The 18,689-nt window shown below is 55.9% G+C and carries 17 protein-coding genes and 2 tRNA genes; 8 read left to right on the forward strand and 11 right to left on the reverse strand.

The window, feature by feature from the left end; translation table 11 throughout:
- Nucleotides 1-74: 74 nt before the first annotated feature.
- The 3 genes from LG376_RS06315 to LG376_RS06325 all read right to left on the reverse strand — a co-directional run bounded on the left by LG376_RS06315 (nucleotide 75) and on the right by LG376_RS06325 (nucleotide 2,441).
- Nucleotides 75-908 carry an aldo/keto reductase gene (locus LG376_RS06315; RefSeq protein WP_225746539.1) on the reverse strand — a complete coding sequence of 278 codons (834 nt, stop codon included), beginning with the start codon at nucleotides 906-908 and terminating at the stop codon, nucleotides 75-77.
- Between the two features lie 18 nt (nucleotides 909-926).
- Entirely contained in the window at nucleotides 927-1,559 is a 633-nt protein-coding gene (locus LG376_RS06320) for a hypothetical protein (RefSeq protein WP_225746540.1), read from the reverse strand.
- Nucleotides 1,560-1,739: 180 nt separating this feature from the next.
- Nucleotides 1,740-2,441, reverse strand: a complete 702-nt coding sequence (locus LG376_RS06325) for a nitroreductase (RefSeq protein WP_225746541.1) — start codon at nucleotides 2,439-2,441, stop codon at nucleotides 1,740-1,742.
- A gap of 118 nt (nucleotides 2,442-2,559) precedes the next feature.
- Between LG376_RS06325 and LG376_RS06330 the strand changes: the two genes are divergently transcribed.
- Nucleotides 2,560-3,738 (forward strand): IS256-like element ISCre1 family transposase, encoded by a 1,179-nt coding sequence (locus LG376_RS06330; RefSeq protein WP_013887464.1) that lies wholly within the window; start codon nucleotides 2,560-2,562, stop codon nucleotides 3,736-3,738.
- 204 nt (nucleotides 3,739-3,942) lie between these two features.
- Here the strand turns inward: LG376_RS06330 and LG376_RS06335 are convergent.
- Nucleotides 3,943-4,017, reverse strand: a tRNA-Gly gene (locus tag LG376_RS06335).
- Between the two features lie 122 nt (nucleotides 4,018-4,139).
- Here LG376_RS06335 and LG376_RS06340 point away from each other — a divergent pair.
- The 3 genes from LG376_RS06340 to tig all read left to right on the forward strand — a co-directional run bounded on the left by LG376_RS06340 (nucleotide 4,140) and on the right by tig (nucleotide 6,618).
- Complete coding sequence (locus tag LG376_RS06340; protein ID WP_225746542.1) at nucleotides 4,140-4,961, forward strand: DUF1542 domain-containing protein; 822 nt, start codon at nucleotides 4,140-4,142, stop codon at nucleotides 4,959-4,961.
- Between the two features lie 134 nt (nucleotides 4,962-5,095).
- Nucleotides 5,096-5,169, forward strand: a tRNA-Pro gene (locus LG376_RS06345).
- A gap of 90 nt (nucleotides 5,170-5,259) precedes the next feature.
- On the forward strand, nucleotides 5,260-6,618 hold the full coding sequence (tig, locus tag LG376_RS06350; RefSeq protein ID WP_005324044.1) for a trigger factor: 1,359 nt from the start codon (nucleotides 5,260-5,262) through the stop codon (nucleotides 6,616-6,618).
- Between the two features lie 173 nt (nucleotides 6,619-6,791).
- On the opposite strand, the gene LG376_RS06355 is transcribed toward tig, so the two are convergent.
- The 6 genes from LG376_RS06355 to LG376_RS12610 all read right to left on the reverse strand — a co-directional run bounded on the left by LG376_RS06355 (nucleotide 6,792) and on the right by LG376_RS12610 (nucleotide 12,256).
- The gene (locus LG376_RS06355) at nucleotides 6,792-7,373 is read right to left on the reverse strand and encodes an NADPH-dependent FMN reductase (RefSeq protein ID WP_005324045.1); all 582 of its coding nucleotides are present in this window, start codon (nucleotides 7,371-7,373) and stop codon (nucleotides 6,792-6,794) included.
- A gap of 39 nt (nucleotides 7,374-7,412) precedes the next feature.
- Nucleotides 7,413-7,718 (reverse strand): hypothetical protein, encoded by a 306-nt coding sequence (locus tag LG376_RS06360; RefSeq protein ID WP_150850435.1) that lies wholly within the window; start codon nucleotides 7,716-7,718, stop codon nucleotides 7,413-7,415.
- Complete coding sequence (gene nrdF, locus LG376_RS06365; protein ID WP_005324047.1) at nucleotides 7,669-8,694, reverse strand: class 1b ribonucleoside-diphosphate reductase subunit beta; 1,026 nt, start codon at nucleotides 8,692-8,694, stop codon at nucleotides 7,669-7,671. The genes LG376_RS06360 and nrdF overlap by 50 nt, the downstream gene beginning before the upstream one ends.
- A 52-nt stretch (nucleotides 8,695-8,746) precedes the next feature.
- Complete coding sequence (gene nrdE, locus LG376_RS06370; protein ID WP_225746543.1) at nucleotides 8,747-10,942, reverse strand: class 1b ribonucleoside-diphosphate reductase subunit alpha; 2,196 nt, start codon at nucleotides 10,940-10,942, stop codon at nucleotides 8,747-8,749.
- 50 nt (nucleotides 10,943-10,992) lie between these two features.
- Nucleotides 10,993-11,460 carry a class Ib ribonucleoside-diphosphate reductase assembly flavoprotein NrdI gene (gene nrdI / locus LG376_RS06375; protein ID WP_225746544.1) on the reverse strand — a complete coding sequence of 156 codons (468 nt, stop codon included), beginning with the start codon at nucleotides 11,458-11,460 and terminating at the stop codon, nucleotides 10,993-10,995.
- A gap of 115 nt (nucleotides 11,461-11,575) precedes the next feature.
- A complete protein-coding gene (locus tag LG376_RS12610) occupies nucleotides 11,576-12,256 on the reverse strand; it encodes a metal-dependent transcriptional regulator (protein WP_005324050.1) in 681 nt (226 codons plus the stop codon).
- Nucleotides 12,257-12,394: 138 nt separating this feature from the next.
- On the opposite strand from LG376_RS12610, the gene LG376_RS06395 reads away from it, so the two are divergent.
- The 3 genes from LG376_RS06395 (at nucleotide 12,395) to LG376_RS06405 (ending at nucleotide 15,377) form a co-directional block, all read left to right on the forward strand.
- Nucleotides 12,395-12,994 carry an ATP-dependent Clp protease proteolytic subunit gene (locus tag LG376_RS06395; RefSeq protein ID WP_049377226.1) on the forward strand — a complete coding sequence of 200 codons (600 nt, stop codon included), beginning with the start codon at nucleotides 12,395-12,397 and terminating at the stop codon, nucleotides 12,992-12,994.
- Between the two features lie 20 nt (nucleotides 12,995-13,014).
- Entirely contained in the window at nucleotides 13,015-13,638 is a 624-nt protein-coding gene (locus LG376_RS06400) for an ATP-dependent Clp protease proteolytic subunit (RefSeq protein ID WP_005324052.1), read from the forward strand.
- Between the two features lie 236 nt (nucleotides 13,639-13,874).
- Nucleotides 13,875-15,377, forward strand: coding sequence for a peptide MFS transporter (locus tag LG376_RS06405; RefSeq protein WP_225746545.1), 1,503 nt, complete (start codon nucleotides 13,875-13,877; stop codon nucleotides 15,375-15,377).
- A gap of 239 nt (nucleotides 15,378-15,616) precedes the next feature.
- Here LG376_RS06405 and LG376_RS06410 read toward each other — a convergent pair whose 3' ends face one another.
- Entirely contained in the window at nucleotides 15,617-16,825 is a 1,209-nt protein-coding gene (locus LG376_RS06410; RefSeq protein ID WP_225746082.1) for an IS110 family transposase, read from the reverse strand.
- Between the two features lie 562 nt (nucleotides 16,826-17,387).
- On the opposite strand from LG376_RS06410, the gene LG376_RS06415 reads away from it, so the two are divergent.
- Nucleotides 17,388-18,686 (forward strand): inorganic phosphate transporter, encoded by a 1,299-nt coding sequence (locus LG376_RS06415; RefSeq protein ID WP_225747364.1) that lies wholly within the window; start codon nucleotides 17,388-17,390, stop codon nucleotides 18,684-18,686.
- Nucleotides 18,687-18,689: the final 3 nt, after the last annotated feature.

Here is an 18,689-nt window from a genome sequence, read left to right on the forward strand (position 1 = left end):
AAACGCCGCGGACCAAAGCTGGTTCCGCGGCGTTTATTTGTGTGGTTCGGCCGGCTCGGCCGAGGCGCTAAGGCTTAAGCGTCATTCATGTCATTCGGGTGCGGACCGCCGCGCCCCTCTTCGCCCTCATCCAGGGCGGTAATGGCAGCCATCTCGTCCTCGGTGAGCTCGAAGCCAAAGACGTCGAAATTCTCCGCGATGCGCGATGGCGTGGCGGACTTGGGGAAGAGGATGACGCCATTCTGCAGGTGCCAGCGGATGACGACTTGCGCTGGGCTGACATCGTGCGCCGCAGCGGCGTCGGTGACCTCGGGCGCGTCCAAAATGTCGCTCTTGCCCTGGCCCAAAGGCCCCCATGCCTCGATAGCTACGGTGTGGGCGCGGAAAGCATCCAGCTCGCGCCACCGCTGCAGGTAAGGGTGAAGCTCAACCTGATTGACCGCCGGCTTGACGTCGGTTTTGAGCTCCAGCTCCTCCAAGTGTTCCAGCTCAAAGTTGGAGACGCCGATTGACTTTGCCTTGCCCTGCTTCTGCAGCTCAATGAGCTGCTGCCAGGCCTCGACGTAGGTTCCCTTCGCCGGGGTAGGCCAGTGGATGAGGTAGAGATCCACATACTCTAGGCCGAGCTTGTCCAAAGACTCATCGAGTGCTGCGGCGGCATCGGTCTGGCGGTCATTCCACAGCTTGGTGGTGACAAAAAGTTCCTCGCGAGGGATGCCGGATTTGGCAATAGCCTTACCTACGCCTTCTTCATTGCCATAGATAGCGGCGGTATCGATATGGCGATAGCCCACCCGCAGGGCCTCGGCTACCAGCGCTTCGGTCTTGTCCGGGTCCATCTGGAATACGCCGAAGCCCAGCTGCGGGATGGTATTGCCGTCATTCAGGGTGATGTTAGGTACGCTCATGCGCCCCAGACTACCTATCTACTGCAGCGGGCCGAGCGTGATGAATTTATTCCACGTCTCCCACTCGTCCTGTAGGCGGGCACGCTCATGGGGTGGGGTAGCGGTGCCGTCGATAAGCGCGGCATCTATCATGCGCACGCCATTGTCAAAGAACAACGCGGCGTGCCCCGAGGCACCATGGCGCAGTACCGGAACCAAGTTCAACCCATCGAAGGACAGGCGCGCATTGGGCCGCACATCCAGCCCGGCAATGGCGGCGAGGGTGGGAGCCAAATCAATAGGGGAGACTAGTTCGTTATTCTCTCCGCTTTCCGCCACACCCGGCCACAGCACTGACATTGGGGTATTCCCGCCCAGCAGGGAGCAGACGGCAATGACGCCTTCAACCTGGTCGAGTTCCTCCAGGCTGGGCTGTTCTAGGAGGCGAAAGACGTCTTCACTGGCCGGTTGCGTGTCTTCGCGGACCTCATAGCCCACCCCAGCAAAAACCTCGCTGATGCGCGTGGTGGCCTGGCGCTGCGGGTACTGGCCGGTCAGGGTGCCGCGGCGGGAGTCCGCATACGTTTCCGAAGGCACCCACGTGTTTTTAAACCGAACGCCGCGCAGTGCGGTCTCCGGCGCATGGTCAAAGGTCGCAAGAGTGATATCCATGGGCTCAATTCTAGGCTTGCCGACGCCCCCTTCGGCCAACTTCGCTTAGTGATATTGGTGAGCGGACGCTCGCCGAGACGATTCAACGATTTCGTCCCTATAAATCGCCTATTTCGTCGACGGTCGCGGTGGTTTAGATGGACGAAATCGTTGAAAGTAGCTTCCTAAGGGGAGCTGGTGCTATTCGAGCTCCAAGGCCTCAATCCCGTGCACGGTCACGGTCTCTGAGAGCGGCGCGCGGCCCGGAGCCGTGTTAAAGACTGGGCTAGATTCATCGGCCGTACCAAAGGTGATGGCGGTGACCAGCTTGTAGTCCTCGTCTACACCGAGGAATTCGCGTGCGGTTGGCGCAATCAAGGAAATCATGCCCTGTGGGATGCCGTGATAGCCGTGTGCTTCTAAGGAAAGCAGGAAGTTTTCGGCGTAGGTTCCTTGGTCAAAGGCAGCACGGATGCGGTCGCCCATCGGTGGGATAAAGAGAAGTGCCGCATGCGGCGCGCCAAAGAAGCGCAGGTTTTCGCGGACGAACTCTACGCGGCCTTCTTTATCCTCGCGCTCAATACCCAGTAGACCGTACATCTTGGCGGCCAGCTCTTGGGAACGCTGGGGATGGATGCCCTCACCATAATCGGTGGTGAAGTCTGGGCTGAGGCCGTTGATGTCGAATTCCTTAATCAGCGCGGCGCTGAGCTCCTTGAGCTTTTCTCCGCCTACCACGTGGACGTTCCACGGCTGGGTATTGGAGTTGGACGGTGCGGATTGAGCGTCCTCCAAGACCTGCTTGATGTCTTCTACCGGCATGGGCTCCGGAAGGAATGCGCGGGGAGAGTGGCGATTGCGGGTTAAGCGACAAAATATGTGTCCGGAATCGTTGATTTTCATGCTCTGAACTCCGCGTTTGCGGAAAATATATGCTCCAAAAGCATATATTGGCCCTCTCTTGCGAAAATCCCCGGTGTGGCTGCCATGGTGTGCTACGGAGCGGTGGTTCGGTTGCCCAATGCCAAAGAACCGACCACGCTGCCATTGTGGCGGCGATATGAAACGAAACGGCACCACCAGCAACGGGACGACCCGGTGGCGGTGCAAAATCTGCGGTGCTTCACTGACCAAGCAGCGCAGCGATATCACCAACGCAGCCCTATTTCGTGCGTTCATCCAGCACCTGACCGCCGGGACCAGTCTTGCGGCGATCGCCGGCAACATGAGCTGCTCGACACGTACGCTGCAGCGCAAATTCGATGCCTTTTGGCTGGTTGACGTGCCTGACCCGACCATCGGCCATACAGGCAGGGTCTACGACCAGATCTTCATCGACGGCACCTACACCGCAGGTGGCTGTCTGATCGTGGCGGCAACGCTCGACCACGTCATCGCCTGGCACTGGTGCAAACAAGAAACCACACACGACTACAAGCGCCTGCTCGAGCGCATCGAAGCACCGTTGATCGCTGTGATCGACGGTGGCCGAGGAGCCACAAGCGCAATTAAAACGTGCTGGCCAAACACCAAAATCCAACGCTGCCTCGTGCACGCCCAACGCAGAGTACGCCGCTACACCACCTCACGACCACGCACTGATGCTGGCCGCACCATCTACCGACTCGCGCTGAAACTCACCCGCATCACCACCCTGGACGAGGCTGCACAATGGGGTGCACAACTGCAAGAGTTTCACACGCTCTACAAGGATTGGCTCAACGAAAAGACACAGGTCAAAGACCCGAAAACAGCAAAAGACACACTCGTGTGGACCCATGTCAACGTGCGCAAGGCCTACAACAGTCTCAACCACCTGTGGCGCAATGACCTGCTGTTTGTCTACCTCAAGCCCCCGAAAGGTGTGCTCGAGCCGCACCGGATCAAATCCACCACCAACAGTCTTGAAGGCGGCATCAACGCCCAGCTGAAGCTCCTTGCAAGAACTCATCGCGGCAGACGCGGTGAGCACCAACGCAAAATGCTGGATTGGTGGCTGTATCTGAAAACGGAACTGCCTGGCGATCCAATAGAAATCGCCAGACAGTCCAACTGGGGCCAGAACCAACTCGCCAAAGTTACAACCCTGACCCGAAACGAGAACCAAGCCGACTATGAAACAGGACAACCAGCCCTCTACGACAACGGTATCGATACCGAGTACACACACTCAATCGGCATCCAAAAAGGCCACATCTAACCCCGCGACACGCCGATAGCAGACACACATTTTGTCGCTTAACCCGCGATTGCGGATAAATTCGGAATACTTGTTGGTTGAAGTCATGCGCGCCACTGTACACTTCGCCGCATGCGTCCGCCTTAAACCAAGTGTGGCTAGCGCAGATGAGCAGGGCCGGGGAAGGAAAACGAAAAATCGCCCACCTGAAAGATGGGCGAGACGTGGAGGGAATGACGGGAATCGAACCCGCGTCTTCAGCTTGGAAGGCTGAGGTATTAGCCACTATACGACATTCCCACAGCGCGCTATTGAAACGCTGCGCCATACTTTAGCGCACGTGGGGGCAAAAATGAAAATAGGGAACTAGAGTAGCGCTTGAGCCGTTGGTATAAGAGGAATGGCCCTACCAATAGAAAGCGATGATCGTAGTGGGAATTTTGCTCCTTGTGCTGGCAGTGGGCGGAGGCGCGTGGTTTATGTCCTCGCGCAACTCTCAAAAGCGCCGCGAGGAACGAGAAGCACGGCAATTGGCCGATGCACAAGCCGATGCTCGCCGGTGGATTGAACGCCTGGGCGGCCAAGTAATGCAGATTTCAGGCACCGATGCTGCCTCCCAGCAGGCAATGGCCGATGCGTCCGAGCGCTTTACTGCGGCTAACTCAGCAATATCGCGCGCCACTACTGCAAAGCAGGCGAACCTCGCGCGTGAGTCCGCTTTGGAAGGCATGCATTATGTGAATGCCGCGCGCGAGATTATGGGCATGAACCCGGGCCCAGAGCTGCCGCCGCTCGAGGGGCAGCGCGCCGCGGGCAAGGTAACGGAAAAGCGCACCGTGGAAGCGAATGGTCAGCAGATTACGGCCTCGCCGTATGCCTCCGCGGATACCCCGAACTACTACCCAGGCGGAACCGTCGCAGGGCGCCCAGTTCCGGCAGGGTGGTACTCGCGTCCGTGGTGGGCTGATGCATTGCAGACCGGCGTGTGGATGGTTGGCTACTCCATGATGTTTAATGCCCTGTTCTCCGGTATGTCTGGCATTGGTTATTCCGCGGCCGCTGCCGAAAGCGGCGACTGGGGCGGTGGTGACGGCATGGGCGATGCTGGCGACATGGGCGGTGACGTTGGCGATGCTGGCGACATGGGCGGTGGCGATGACGGTGGCGGCCTGTTTGATGGTCTTGGCGATGGCGATGGCGGTGGATTCTTTGACGGAATGTTTGATTTCGATTTCGATTTCTAGCCGCTAGGCTGTCGAAATCGTCTTCTGTGCTGCGGGGATTCCATTAAGTGGGGGTCCGTTTAGGAGATTTAAAACTGACACGGTACACTGTCTCAGGTATGCAACGCAGCCAAGGTAACTTGGTGGCCTACATACGGGGCGTGGCGCAGTTTGGTAGCGCACCTGCTTTGGGAGCAGGGGGTCGCAGGTTCAAATCCTGTCGCCCCGACGTATGGGGGTCTGGAAATGCCCTAATAAGGATTTCCGGACCCCCTTTAAGTTTATGTACGTAAAACAATGAAGCCAGGGAGATTCACTCGTGAAGACCACCGTAGACAAGCTGAGCGATACCCGCGTTAAGCTCACCGTCAACGTTCCGTTTGCGGAGCTGGACCAGGAAATCGATCAAGCTTACGCGGCAATCGCGCAGCAGGTTTCTATTCCAGGTTTCCGTAAGGGCAAGGCACCGCGCCAGCTTATTGACGCTCGCTTCGGCCGCGGCCCCATCCTGGAGCAGGTTGTCAATGACATGCTGCCTTCCCGTTACGAGCAGGCAGTCAAGGAAAACGATCTGAAGGTCATCGGCCAGCCGGACGTTGATATTTCCAAGATTGAGGACAAGGACTTCGTGGAGTTCACCGCAGAGGTTGATATCCGCCCTGAGTTCGAGATTCCGGACTTCTCCAAGATCTCCGTTACCGTCCCGGCCCTGAAGGCTGACGAAGAGGACGTCGACAAGGCTCTGGAGGAGCTGGCAGAGCGCTTCGGTGAGCTCAAAGACACCAAGCGCAAGATGAAGACCGGCGACTACGCCATCATCGACATCACCGCTGAGATCGACGGCGAGAAGATTGAAGACGCTTCCACCGAGGGCCTTTCCTATCGCATCGGTGACGATGACCTCATCAAGGGTCTAGATACCGCCCTGCGCGGCATGAAGACTGGTGAGGATAACGAGTTCACCTCCACCATCCAGTCCGGTGAGCACAAGGACGAAGAGGCCACCATCAAGGTCCACGTTCAGCAGTCCAAGGAGCGCAAGCTGCCGGCTATGGACGATGAGTTCGCTCAGATGGCTTCTGAGTTCGACACCATGGACGAGCTGCGTGAGTCCACCAAGACCCAGGTGGAGGAGACCAAGAAGGCTGAGCAGGCTGCACAGATCCGCGATGAGGTTCTGAAGTCCGCACTGTCCGAGGTTGAATTCGAGCTGCCGCAGTCCGTAGTGGACGAGCAGGCTCACTCCCAGCTGCACCAGATCTTGGGCCAGCTGGCTCACGATGAGAAGGCACTGGCTCAGCTCCTTGAGGCACAGGGCACCTCTCGCGAGGAGTTTGATAAGCAGACTCGCGAGCAGGCAGAAGAGTCCGTCCGCACCCAGCTGTTCCTTGACGCCGTAGCCGAGAAGGAAGAGCCGGAAGTTTCCCAGCAGGAGCTGACCGACCACATCCTGTTCACCGCTCAGTCCTACGGCATGGACCCGAACCAGTTCATCCAGCAGCTGCAGTCCAACGGCCAGATCGCAAACCTCTTCTCTGACGTGCGCCGTGGCAAGGCACTGGCTGCCGCTATCTGCCGCACCACCGTCAAGGATGAAGAGGGCAACGACGTAGACGTTGACCAGTACTTCGGTGAAATCGAAGAAGAGGACGCTGCAGAAGCTTCCGAGGAGAAGTAATCTCCCGCTTGTAACGCGCTGCTGCCACATGTGTGGTGGCGAGCGCGCATGAAACCCCGGATTCAGGTAACTCAAGGATGAGCCTGAATCCGGGGTTTGTGTCATTGTGAACGCCCTCTAGGAGTCTTTGAGTACTTCGAAGAGGGCGTGATGTGTGTTGGCTGGGGATACCGCTAGCCGTTCTTGGCTCTAAAGGCCTCGTCGGTCAACTGCAGGAAGCGCATAACGTAATCCTTGACAAAGTCTGCGGTACGTTGATTGAGATGTCCGGACTCTTCGAAAAGGGTGGGGGATTGGCCCAGAAATACTTCGGGCTGACCAGGGAGCGGCATGTCGAAGTAGGACAGAGCGAGGCGAAGGTTCTTCTGTGAACTGTAGCCGCCCATGCGGCCTACAGAGTGGCTAATGATACCTGCGGGAAGGTTCTTCCACGCCACATCTGAGTTGGGTTTAGAGCCGATGTCCACTGCGTTTTTGAGGCAGGCAGGGATAGTGCGGTTGTTCTCTGGCGTAATGAAGAGGATCCCGCTCGAGTTCTTGATGGTCTCGCGAAAGGTGGTGTACTCAGCCGGAGTGGGCTTGTCCGTGACGGCGGGGTCATCGTAGTCGAAGTCATAGAGCGGCAAGTCACGGATTTCCACGATGTTTGCCTCGTAGCCTTCAGGGATCATCGTGAGCACCTCGTGTGCAATCTTGCGTGCAAATGACTCTCGGCGCAGGCTGCCGACGATAACGCTGATACGTGGGGTGGTCATGGTAAACCTTCTTTCTTAGTTGGGTGTAGGGAGACGTGGTCAAGGGAGAAAAGGCTTGCAGCCAAAGGCCGGTGGTGGGCCGGCAGCGTGGGCGGCGGTGAGGAAGCCATCTACTTTGTCTCCTTCTTCATGGCGGAAGTACAGATCGATGAGTCCTAGAAGCCCCCCGAGGACGGCCTCTCGTGCGGCGGATGTATTCAACAGCCGCATGGCTGCGGGTTGGTTTCCTTCGCGGATGGCTTCAAACAGCGCGATGGTCTCAAGCCAGCTTCCTTGGTCCGGTCGCGGAAAAGGTTTAGAAATCCCAGTCATCATCACTCGTTTCTTCAGCAGTACCAATGACATAGGAGGAACCAGATCCGGAGAAGAAGTCATGGTTCTCATCTGCTCCGGGGGCTAGGGCCGCGAGGATTTCTGGGTTCACTTCCGTTTCTTCGGGCGGGAAATAATCCGGGTAGCCCAAATTCATGAGTGCCTTATTGGCGTTATAGCGAACGAACACGGCTACATCATCCATGAGTCCCAAAGGCTCATATAGCTCGCCGGAATAGTCCAGCTCTAGTGCATAAAGCTCTTCGAGCAAAGAAATGGTGAAATCATGCATCTCCTTCTGCCGTAGCGGGGTCGTGGATTCCAGACCGCGCTGATATTTGTAACCCGAGTAGTAGCCGTGCACTGCCTTGTCACGCAGAATGAGGCGGATCATGTCTGCCGTATTTGTCAGGGTGGCGTGGACAGAAAAGTGCAAGGGAAGATAGAAACCCGCGTAGAGAAGCAGCGAGGAAAGCAACGTCGATGACACCTTGCGTTTGAGTGGATCCGGCCCAAAATAGTGCGCGAGAACTTTCTTGGCGCGTGCCTGGAGAAGGTCGTTATTCACCGCCCAGCGGTATGCTTCATCAATTTCCTTTGTACTGCTCAGGGTAGAAAACACTGAAGAGTATGAACGGGCATGGACTGACTGCATGAACGCGATGTTGGTATACACGGCCTCCTCGTGTTCGGTGCGGGCATCTTGAATCTGACAGATTTCACCCACGGTGGCCTGGACAGTATCCAGGGTGGTGAGTCCCGTGAACACCCGCATGGTGAGGTTGCGTTCCTCGGGTGTCATCTTCTGCCACGCCGGGAGATCATTAGAAAGCGGGACCTTCTCTGGCAACCAAAAGTTGGTGGTTAGACGGTTCCACACTTCAAGATCCTTGTCATCGCTCACCCGGTTCCAATTGATGGCGCGGATGCGGGCTGAAGGATCATGCCGGTAGCTCGGCGGAGTAACTGAAATGCTGGTTAGTTCAGCACTATTCGATGTTGACGACATAGCTTCTTTCTTTCTGAGTGAATGGTTGTGGACAAGGGGGAGGACCGTGCTCCTACAGAGCACAGGAGACGCAGCCTTCGACCTCGGTTCCTTGGAGCGCGGATTGGCGTAAACGGATGTAGTAGAGGGTCTTGATTCCGGCTTTCCAGGCATAGATTTGTGCCTTGTTGATGTCCCGCGTGGTGGTATCAGCGGTAAAGAACAAGGTCAGGGAAAGCCCTTGGTCCACGTGTTGGGTGGCCATGGCGTAGGTGTCGATGATTTTTTCGTATCCCACGGCGTAGGAGTCATCGAAATACTCCAGGTTGTCGTTGGTCATTTCCGGCGCGGGGTAGTACACGCGCCCCAAGCGGCCTTCCTTGCGTATTTCAATTTTGGAGGCAATTGGGTGGATGGACGCGGTGGAGTCATTGATGTAGGAAATTGATCCAGTGGGTGGAACTGCCTGCAAGTAGGCGTTGTAGATGCCGTCTTGCATCACTTGATTCTTGAGCCGTAGCCAATCCTCGCGTTGAGGGATCTGCACGCCTGCTTCGTGGAAGAGCTGTTTTACGTGTTCAGTGGCTGGCGCCCAGTCTTGGTCGATGTATTTGTCAAAGTAGGCGCCAGTGGCATAGGTGGATTCTTCGAAGCCTGTGAATCGTTGACCTTTTTCAACCGCGAGTGCATGGGATGCGCGGAGCGCATGGTAGGTCACCGTGAGGAAATAGATATTTGTAAAGTCCAGTGCCTCGGCGCAGCCATAAGGAATACGCTGTGAAGCAAGGAAGCCGTGGAGATTCATTTGGCCCAGACCAATGGCATGCATGGAAGCATTTCCGTGAGCGATGGAGGGAACAGCTTCGATATTCGTCAGGTCTGAAACCTTCGTGAGGGCACGCACTGCGGTTTCGACGGTCTCCCCGAAGTCCGGCGATTCAAAAGCCTTCGCAATGTTGAGCGAACCTAGATTGCAGGAAATATCCTGGCCAACAGTGGTGTAGTCACCCGAAGCTCCGTAGGTCGATGGCGTGTTGACCTGGAGGATTTCGCTACACAGGTTGGACATATTGATATGTCCTTTGAGGGGATTAGCGCGGTTGACCGTATCCTCAAAGAGGATGTAGGGGTATCCGGATTCAAACTGAAGCTCAGCCAGCGTGGTGAAAAACTCGCGGGCCTTAATGGTCGTGTGAGAGATTCGCGGATTGGCAACCAGCTCGTCGTAGTACCCGGTGATGGACATGTCAGACATGGCTACGCCGTACTCGCGAGCGATGTCATACGGGCTAAAAAGATGCATATCCTTGTTCTCTTTGGCCAGACGGAAGGTTATATCTGGAATAACAACCCCCAGCGAAAGAGTCTTGATGCGGACTTTCTCATCGGCATTTTCCCGCTTGGTATCCAGGAAGCGAAGAATATCTGGATGGTGCGCATGCAGGTAGACGGCTCCAGCGCCCTGCCGGGAGCCCAATTGGTTGGCATAGCTGAAGCTATCTTCGAGAATCTTCATGACTGGGACTACGCCGGAAGCCTGGTTCTCAATCTTTTTGATCGGGGCTCCGGATTCGCGCAGATTGCTCAGCAACAGGGCCACTCCACCACCGCGCTTTGATAGTTGCAGTGCAGAGTTCACGCAGCGGCCAATGCTCTCCAAATTGTCTTCGATTCGCAGGAGGAAGCAGGAGACCATTTCGCCGCGCTGGGCTTTGCCTGCGTTGAGAAAAGTAGGGGTGGCGGGCTGGAAGCGTCCGGTCATGATGTCATCCACCAGCTTTTCTGCGAGCTCTTCGTCGCCCTGTGCAAGGTATAAAGCTGTGGTGGCGACGCGTTCTTCGTAGCCTTCTAGGAATCGGGAGCCATCAAAGGTTTTCAGTGCATATGAAGTGAAGAACTTAAATGCGCCGAGGAAGGTGCGGAACTGATGCTTAACTCGATGTGCTCTGTCGTACATGGCGCACAGAAAGGCGTCATCATAAAGCTCAAGGAAATCCCGCTCGTAGTACTCGTTATCAACCAACCATTCCAAGCGCTGCTTGGTGGAATCGAACTGATGCATGCGGGGAGCGACATGGTGTGTGACATAGTCTTGTGCTGCCTGAATGTCCTTGTCAAACTGGATTTTTCCAGAAGCGTCGAACAAGTTCAGCTGCGCGTTGAGTGCGTGGTAGCTCTTGCGCTTGCCGACACCGCCGGCATTGTCTGCTGAAGCGGTGCGGGGCGTAGCGCCAATAGTCTGTGTGGGGGTGGCATCAAGAGGCCACATTGTGTTTTCCAATCTGTGTGATGCGGATGTGTTCTTCATCTTGTGGGGGATTAATGGGGTGTCATCGTTAGCTGCTTTTGCTGCTCCCAAAACTTCTGAAGGCCCTGCTTTACGGCGGCGATGTCCTTCTGGGTGCCGAGAAGCTCGAAGTGATACAGCTCCGGTACGTGGCACTTGGCGGAAATGATGCGTCCGGCGACGCAGTAAGCACTTCCGAAGTTGGTATTCCCTGAGGTAATAACGCCCCGGATAAAGGAGCGGTTGATTGGGTCATTGAGGAAGTCGATGACCTGTTTGGGGACTGCGCGTTTGAGCGAGCCGCCGCCGTAGGTGGGAACGATGAGTACGTACGGGTGTGAAACCTGGATCATCCCGGTTTTCTTGGGGCGCAGTGGAATGCGCACCGCGGGTCTATCTAAGTGTTCGACGAATCTTTTCGTGTTCTCTGAAACGCTGGAAAAGTACACCAAATCTGGTGAGTCTGACATGGCAATCCTGCTCATCCTGGCCTTAGCCATAAGTGGGGTAGGTGATATTCGAAAAGACTAACTACGCAATGCCGTAGTTGCAACTACGGTCTAACGTAGTTTTGAAAAGGGCAGGTGAGAGCAGGATTAATGCAAAGGGGAATGTCTAAAGGTTGTGGTGTGCTACAAACACTGCGTCGGTAGCTGGGCGTCCAAGTACTACCCACTGAGTGCCGCCGGCCACCTGTATTTCGAGAGAATCTGAAAAGGGCGCTCCCTCGCGCGTGCTAAGAACAGCCCCAGTGACAATGCCGCGCTCTTCAAGGAACTTCAGCAGTTGTGGGTCGGAATCAGAAATGCGTTCCACGGTCACCTGCGATTGTGCACCGCTGTCGGTGAGGCGATGCGCACTGGGGATGGTGATCTGTCCATCAACCGTAGGGATAGGATCGCCGTGCGGATCCCTAGTGGGGTAATCAAGGAACTTATCCACACGTTCTATGAGCATGTCAGACACCGCGTGTTCGAGATTTTCGGCTTCATTATGGACTTCGTCCCAGGTGTAGCCCAATGCTTGAACCAAAAAAGACTCAAGCAATCGGTGGCGGCGCACCATGACCAATGCGTACTGCCTGCCAAGTTCGGTTAACTCCACAGAGCCATAGGGCGTGTGTGACACGAGCCCTTGCTTCGCCATTTTGCGCACTGCATCGGAAACCGAGGAGAGCTTGAGTCCCAGCTGTTTCGCTATAAGCGTGGCGGTAACGGGCTCGGATGACCATTCCTTTAGCCCCCAGATAGCTTTCAAATAGTTCTGGGTACTGGTGGACAGCTCGGAAACAGACATGAGTAAATGTTAACCCAGCTTCCGTGTGCGCCTTTGGCGCTGTGGCCCAACGCTCATAGCGAACAGAGGCCAAGTTTGAGAGGAATGCCGGTAAGGTGGGGCCAGTTAAAGCATTCTTCACTTGAAGGAGAACCACTAATGTCTGAGAAGATTTCAATGAACTCGTCGTCTACGGGTATGAATCTGAGCGATAGCGTGTACGAGCGCCTGTTGCGCGAGCGCATTATCTTCCTGGGAACCCAGGTCGATGATGAGATTGCGAACAAGCTGTGCGCCCAGATCCTCCTGCTGTCCGCCGAGGACCCCACTCGCGACATTTCGCTCTACATCAACTCCCCGGGTGGCTCTGTCACTGCGGGCATGGCTATTTATGACACCATGAAGTACTCGCCGTGCGATATTGCCACGTACGGCATGGGCCTGGCTGCCTCCATGGGTCAGTTCCTGCTTTCCGGCGGCACCAAGGGCAAGCGCTTCGCGCTGCCGCACGCACGCATCATGATGCACCAGCCTTCTGCCGGTGTTGGCGGTACCGCTGCGGATATCGCCATCCAGGCTGAGCAATTTGCTCAGACCAAGCGCGAGATGGCCGAGCTCATTGCCGAGCACACCGGACAGACCTTTGAGCAGATCACCAAGGACTCCGACCGTGACCGTTGGATGACCGCCCAGCAGGCCAAGGACTACGGCATTGTTGACCACGTCATTGAGTCCGTCAACGGCCCGCTGAGTAACTAGGGAATAAGGAGAAAATCACTATGAATCAGTCCCAGATGCCAAGTTCCCGCTACGTTCTGCCGTCCTTCATCGAGCAGTCCGCACAGGGCACTAAGGAAACCAATCCATATTCCAAGCTTTTTGAAGAGCGCATTATCTTCTTGGGTACCCAGGTGGATGACACTTCCGCAAATGACATTATGGCCCAGCTGCTGGTTCTGGAGAGCCAGGACCCAGACCGCGATATCACCATGTACATCAACTCGCCCGGTGGTTCCTTCACCGCGTTGATGGCTATCTATGACACCATGCGCTACGTGCGTCCCGATGTGCAGACCGTGTGCCTGGGTCAGGCTGCTTCCGCTGCCGCTGTGCTCTTGGCTGCGGGTGCGCCGGGTAAGCGTGCCGCGCTACCTAACTCCCGTGTGCTCATTCACCAGCCGGCAACTCAGGGTACTCAGGGTCAGGTTTCTGATCTGGAGATTCAGGCCGCCGAGATTGAGCGCATGCGTAAGCTGATGGAAACCACCCTGTCTGAGCACACTGGTCGTACCGCTGAGCAGATCCGCATTGATACTGACCGCGATAAAATCCTGACCGCTCAGGAAGCCGTTGAATACGGCATCATCGATACGGTCTTTGATTACCGCAAGCTCAACGCTTAATTTGGAATAACTCATTCCAGGTAGCCCCTGCTGCTCAACCGAATTCCGGTTGTGAGGCAGGGGCTTTCAGCATTGTAGGGCAGGGAAGGGGCAACGCCCGGTAATTCTTGCTGCACCCGAATGGGGTAATTCTCTCTGCGCAATATCTGCAGGTCGTTAGGTTTATTTCTATCGTGCGACACTAAACTTATAATGACCGATTTGTGATTTAGACCTCCAAGTGGTCAGATATTTTTATGGAGAAACACACATCTGACGCGGCGGCCCAGGCTGCTACGCCCACGCCGCAGAGCGGCGAACGTACATTCTTTGGTCACCCTTGGGGTTTGGCAAACCTCTTCGGTGTGGAAATGTGGGAGCGCTTTAGCTTCTATGGCATGCAAGCTCTTGTCTTGCTTTATATGTATTACTCCACTACCGATGGTGGTCTCGGCCTCGACCGAGCGGACGCGACGTCTATTGTGGGAGCCTACGGTGGCTTGGTCTACATGGCCTGCTTATTGGCTTCTCTTGTTGCTGACCGTGTCTTGGGTGCAGAACGCACACTGTTTTACTCGGCCAGCATGGTGATGCTTGGCCACATTGCTTTGGCATTTGTTCCCGAAATAACTGGTTTGGCTATTGGCCTCGTCCTTATTGCCATCGGCTCCGGCGGTGTTAAGACCACCGCGCAGGTCGTGCTTGGTGCTATGTACAGTCGTGATGACCCGCGCCGCGATGGTGGCTTCTCCATCTTCTATATGGGCGTTAATATCGGCGCGCTTGTTGGTCCGCTGCTCACCACTGCCCTGTGGGGCTGGAAGGGCTTCCACTGGGGTTTTGGTATCGCGGCAATTGGTATGGCGCTTGGTCTGATTCAGTATTCCCTGATGCGCAAGACCACCATCAAGGATGCGGGGCATGAGGTTCCAAACCCGGCTAGCCCGAAGCAATTGCTCATGGGTGTGGTGGTAGTTGCAGCCATCATCGTGGTTATGGTGGTGGCAGTGGCTACCGGCGCTATTCAAGTAGATTGGCTGTCCAATATTGTCACCGCGGTTGCTCTGGTTGCAGCAATCTATCTGTGGGCGCAGATGTATACCTCGAAGTTGGTGACCCGGGAGGAAAAGAACCGCCTGTTGGGCTTTATTCCGATGTTTATTTCCGGTGTTTTGTTCTTCGGAATCTTCCAGCAGCAGTTTACGGTGATGACGATTTATTCGGATGTGCGCCTGGACCGCCACATGTTTGGCTGGGAAATCCCTCCATCACTCGTCCAGTCCATTAATCCAATCTTTATTGTTATTTTCTCCGCTGTCTTCGCAACGATGTGGACGAAGCTAGGGGATAGGCAGTGGTCCACCCCAGTAAAGTTCGGCGTAGCCAATATCGTCATCGGCATCTCCTTGTTCTTCTTCCTTCCTTTCTCGGGTGCGGAAGCGAACTCCACCCCGATGTTTGTCATCGTTTTCATCCTCTTCCTTTTCACCATGGCGGAGCTCCTTCTTTCGCCGGTGGGCAATGCGCTTGCCACCAAGGTGGCGCCGGTGGCATTCCCGTCCCGCATGATGGCGGTGTGGATGATGGCGGTGGCTATGGGTACCTCGCTGGCCGGCTCCTTGGCTAGCTTCTATAACCCGGATGATGCAGGCGCGGAGAATACCTTCTTCATCTCCCTTGGTGTTGTATCCATCGTGTTGGGTGCCATCCTGCTTGTTCTAAGCCGCTGGGTGGTAAAGAAGTTCTCTACCTTCCGCTAGGTGCTGTAAAACACCCTTAAAAGGGAGGTATGTCGGCGTGATGTTGGCATACCTCCCTAAGTGGTTTTTATCACCCGGGCTAAGTGGGGGAGTGTTCCTATATAGGTTGTCAACTCCGCGGGTGGGCTTGTTGGGGGTGTGAAGGGTTTCTGCTTCACGTTGTGGATGTTGTTTTCGGGCATCTTGAGGAGCCGATTGGGCTTGCTGCTCAATCGGCTTGAGGTGCGGTTCTGTTGGTTCTAGGCTGCTGCGGCCTCCCGGACTGTAGAGATGTCTCGGTAGAGCTCGCCGCTTCGCATCATGGCGAAGAGAACGTTTAGGCGTCGGCGTGCGAGTGCGACGACTGCGGCGTTGTGTCTTTTGCCTTCTTTGCGTTTTCGTTCATAGAATTGCCGGGAACGCTCGTGGAATCTGATCGATGCAAAAGACGATTGCCATAGGGCGTTCTTTAATTTTTTGTTGCCAGCCCGGTTGGGCGAACTCGACATAATGGACGTTCCCGACTGATTCGTCCGCGGTGATAGGCCTGCATAGGACGCTAGGTGCGCTGCATCGGGGAAGTCGGACATATCGCCAGCAGTCATGAGGATCTGCGCCGCACTACGCGGGCCGATGCCGGGCATGGATAAAAGAATCTCGGTTTGAGGAATATCCTGAATGAGCTTAAGTACCTGCGCTTCGATTTCCTTGCGATTCTCTAATTTGGCCAATGCATCTTTGGCGGACATTGCTACGCCTAGTTCGGCGTATTCTGCGCCAGCAATGGACACGGTCTGTGCGTGGATGGCAGCAAGCATGGCATCGATGACAGGTTCAGGATTGCGCGCTTTGTGGCTGCGTGCAAAGGCTGCCAGGCGTGTTCTGCCGATGCGTCGAATCTTGGTGGGGCCACCGTATTTCGCAAGTAGGTGGAGAATCCACTTTCGGTGAATCATCTGTCCGCGCAGGACATGTTCGAAGGCAGGATAGGTTCCTACGAGCGCGGATCGCATCTGGTTAATCAGGCGTGTGTAGGCCCGAGCGAGGTCTTCGTCGATACCGTTGAGAACTTTCAACTGGATAAAGACTTCCTCAACGCGGTCGACGCTGCGCAGGGCGTCCGGAAGGTTAAGACCGGCATGGGCGATGACGTAGGCGTCGCGCACATCAGTCTTGGAGTTGCCGACGTGGATGCGAGAGAGCTGCCGCATCGCAAGCCCGGGTAGATAGCGAACGTCTGCCCCCATGTCTTGGGCGACTGTGACGGTTAAACGGCCGATGTTGTTGGGCTGATCGACAATGACAAGGACCGAAGCGTTGTCGGCGATGAATTGGCCGAAGAGCTTGCGTAATGAGCTTTCATGCTGGTTGATGCGTTTGGACAGGACTTGCCTGCCTTGAGGGTCGAGGACGCAGGCGTGGTGGAAGTATTTGCCGACGTCCACGCCAATGACGAAGTCATAGGCCATGGGTGTGTGCCTCCTAGCGATGAATTAGAAGTTGGACTATTTAAGCTTCATCGCTGGGGTTGTCGGACATACTTGCGCTGGCATCCACATTACTGTGAGACCTCATACCACCTGGGCTGGGTCAGGTTCCTATTAGCAGTTCGAGTATGTCACTGTCTTCGGCGGCATCACCCCCCGGATCATTTTCAGACAGGGGCGGGAATAAGCCATACCGAAGCCAGCGACTAGTTCCACTGTCTTTTCAGACGGAGGGAACGGAAATAAACATAACCCGCCCAATCGGGTGGACAGACCATGAATCTTCGGCGCCCTGAGGTGGAACTGCTAACAACGTAATGGGGGGCATTTAATTAGCATTAGCTGGGGAAATTTTATCCCTTTGGAATCCTCTTGGGCTCGATTCTGAGTCTCAGCAGGTTAACAAAAGGTTAACCAAAGGAAATATTAAAGAAAAGCAATTGTCTGTGGATAGGCGCAGGAGTAATCTGCATTTCGTCCGCGACGTGTGAAGGCGCCGCAGATGCGTACCGTGTTCATCTTTTCTTTCCAAGGGGCCAACGCTGTGACAGCGACTCTGATTATCCTCGGCATTGTGGTGGTGACCGCCCTTGCCTTTGACTTTACGAACGGATTTCATGACACTGCCAACGCGATGGCTACGTCCATTGCCACCGGCGCTTTGAAGCCTTTTACTGCGGTAGCCATCTCCGCAGTGCTTAACCTTGTGGGTGCCTTCCTTTCGGTCAATGTTGCTGCGACCGTCGCAAAAGGCATTGTTAACCTTGATTCCTACGACCTGTCTGGCGCCGCCGCTGATACCGACGGCCAGGCACTGTTGATGGTCGTCTTCACTGGCCTTATCGGCGGCATCATCTGGAACCTGTTCACCTGGTTGCTGGGTATGCCGTCCAGTTCCTCCCACGCCTTGTTTGGTGGCCTTATTGGTGCCGCCTTCGCTGCGATGGGTTCGGCTGGCGTGGAGTGGTCCTCCATTGCCGGCAAGATCATCATCCCGGCCGTTGCCTCGCCTATCATCGCGGCGCTGGTTTCGGCGTGTGCCACGTTCCTTATCTACTGGGTAACCAACACCATCCCGAATAAGGCTAAGAACGAGCACTTCCGCCACGGTCAGATCGTCACTGCGTGCCTGGTGTCCCTGGCGCACGGCGCTGGCGATGCACAGAAGACCATGGGCGTTATCTTCCTGGCACTGGTTGCCTCTGGGCATGCGGTTGCAGACGCCCGCATTCCAACCTGGGTTATCGTTTCTTGTGCTGTGGCTATCGCGGCCGGCACTCTGTCCGGCGGCTGGCGCGTTATCCGCACCCTGGGCAAGGGTCTGGTGGAGATTGAGTCCCCACAGGGCATGGCCGCTGAAGCTACTTCTGCAGCCATCATCCTCACCTCTGCTACCGGTGGTATGGCACTGTCCACCACCCACGTGTCCACCGGTTCCATTCTGGGTACCGGCCTGGGGCGCCGCGGTGCTGAGGTTCGCTGGGGTGTTGCCATGCGCATGGTGTCCGCATGGCTCATCACCTTGCCGTGCGCTGCGTTCGTGGGCTTTGCTACCTGGTGGTTGGCACACGGCGTCTCCTCCTTCACCAACGTCGCAACCGGTGCCATCGTGGACTTCGTCTTGCTGCTGGCAATGGCCGCGCTCATTGTCATCCGTTCCCGCATGAACCCGGTGGATGCTTCCAACGTCAACAATGACTGGGATCCAAACTCCGAGTCCGTGGATTCTTCCATGGGTGCGGGCTCTGACCGCAAGGAGCCAGTTGCTGCCGGCGCCGCACCAGTGTCCGCTACCAATGCGGAGGATGCCTCCGCGCCGTCTACTGTTCAAGAGGAGCGCTAAACC

The sequence above is a fragment of the Corynebacterium sp. Marseille-P4611 genome, from assembly GCF_916618765.1.
In the GTDB taxonomy this organism is placed as follows: domain Bacteria; phylum Actinomycetota; class Actinomycetes; order Mycobacteriales; family Mycobacteriaceae; genus Corynebacterium; species Corynebacterium marquesiae.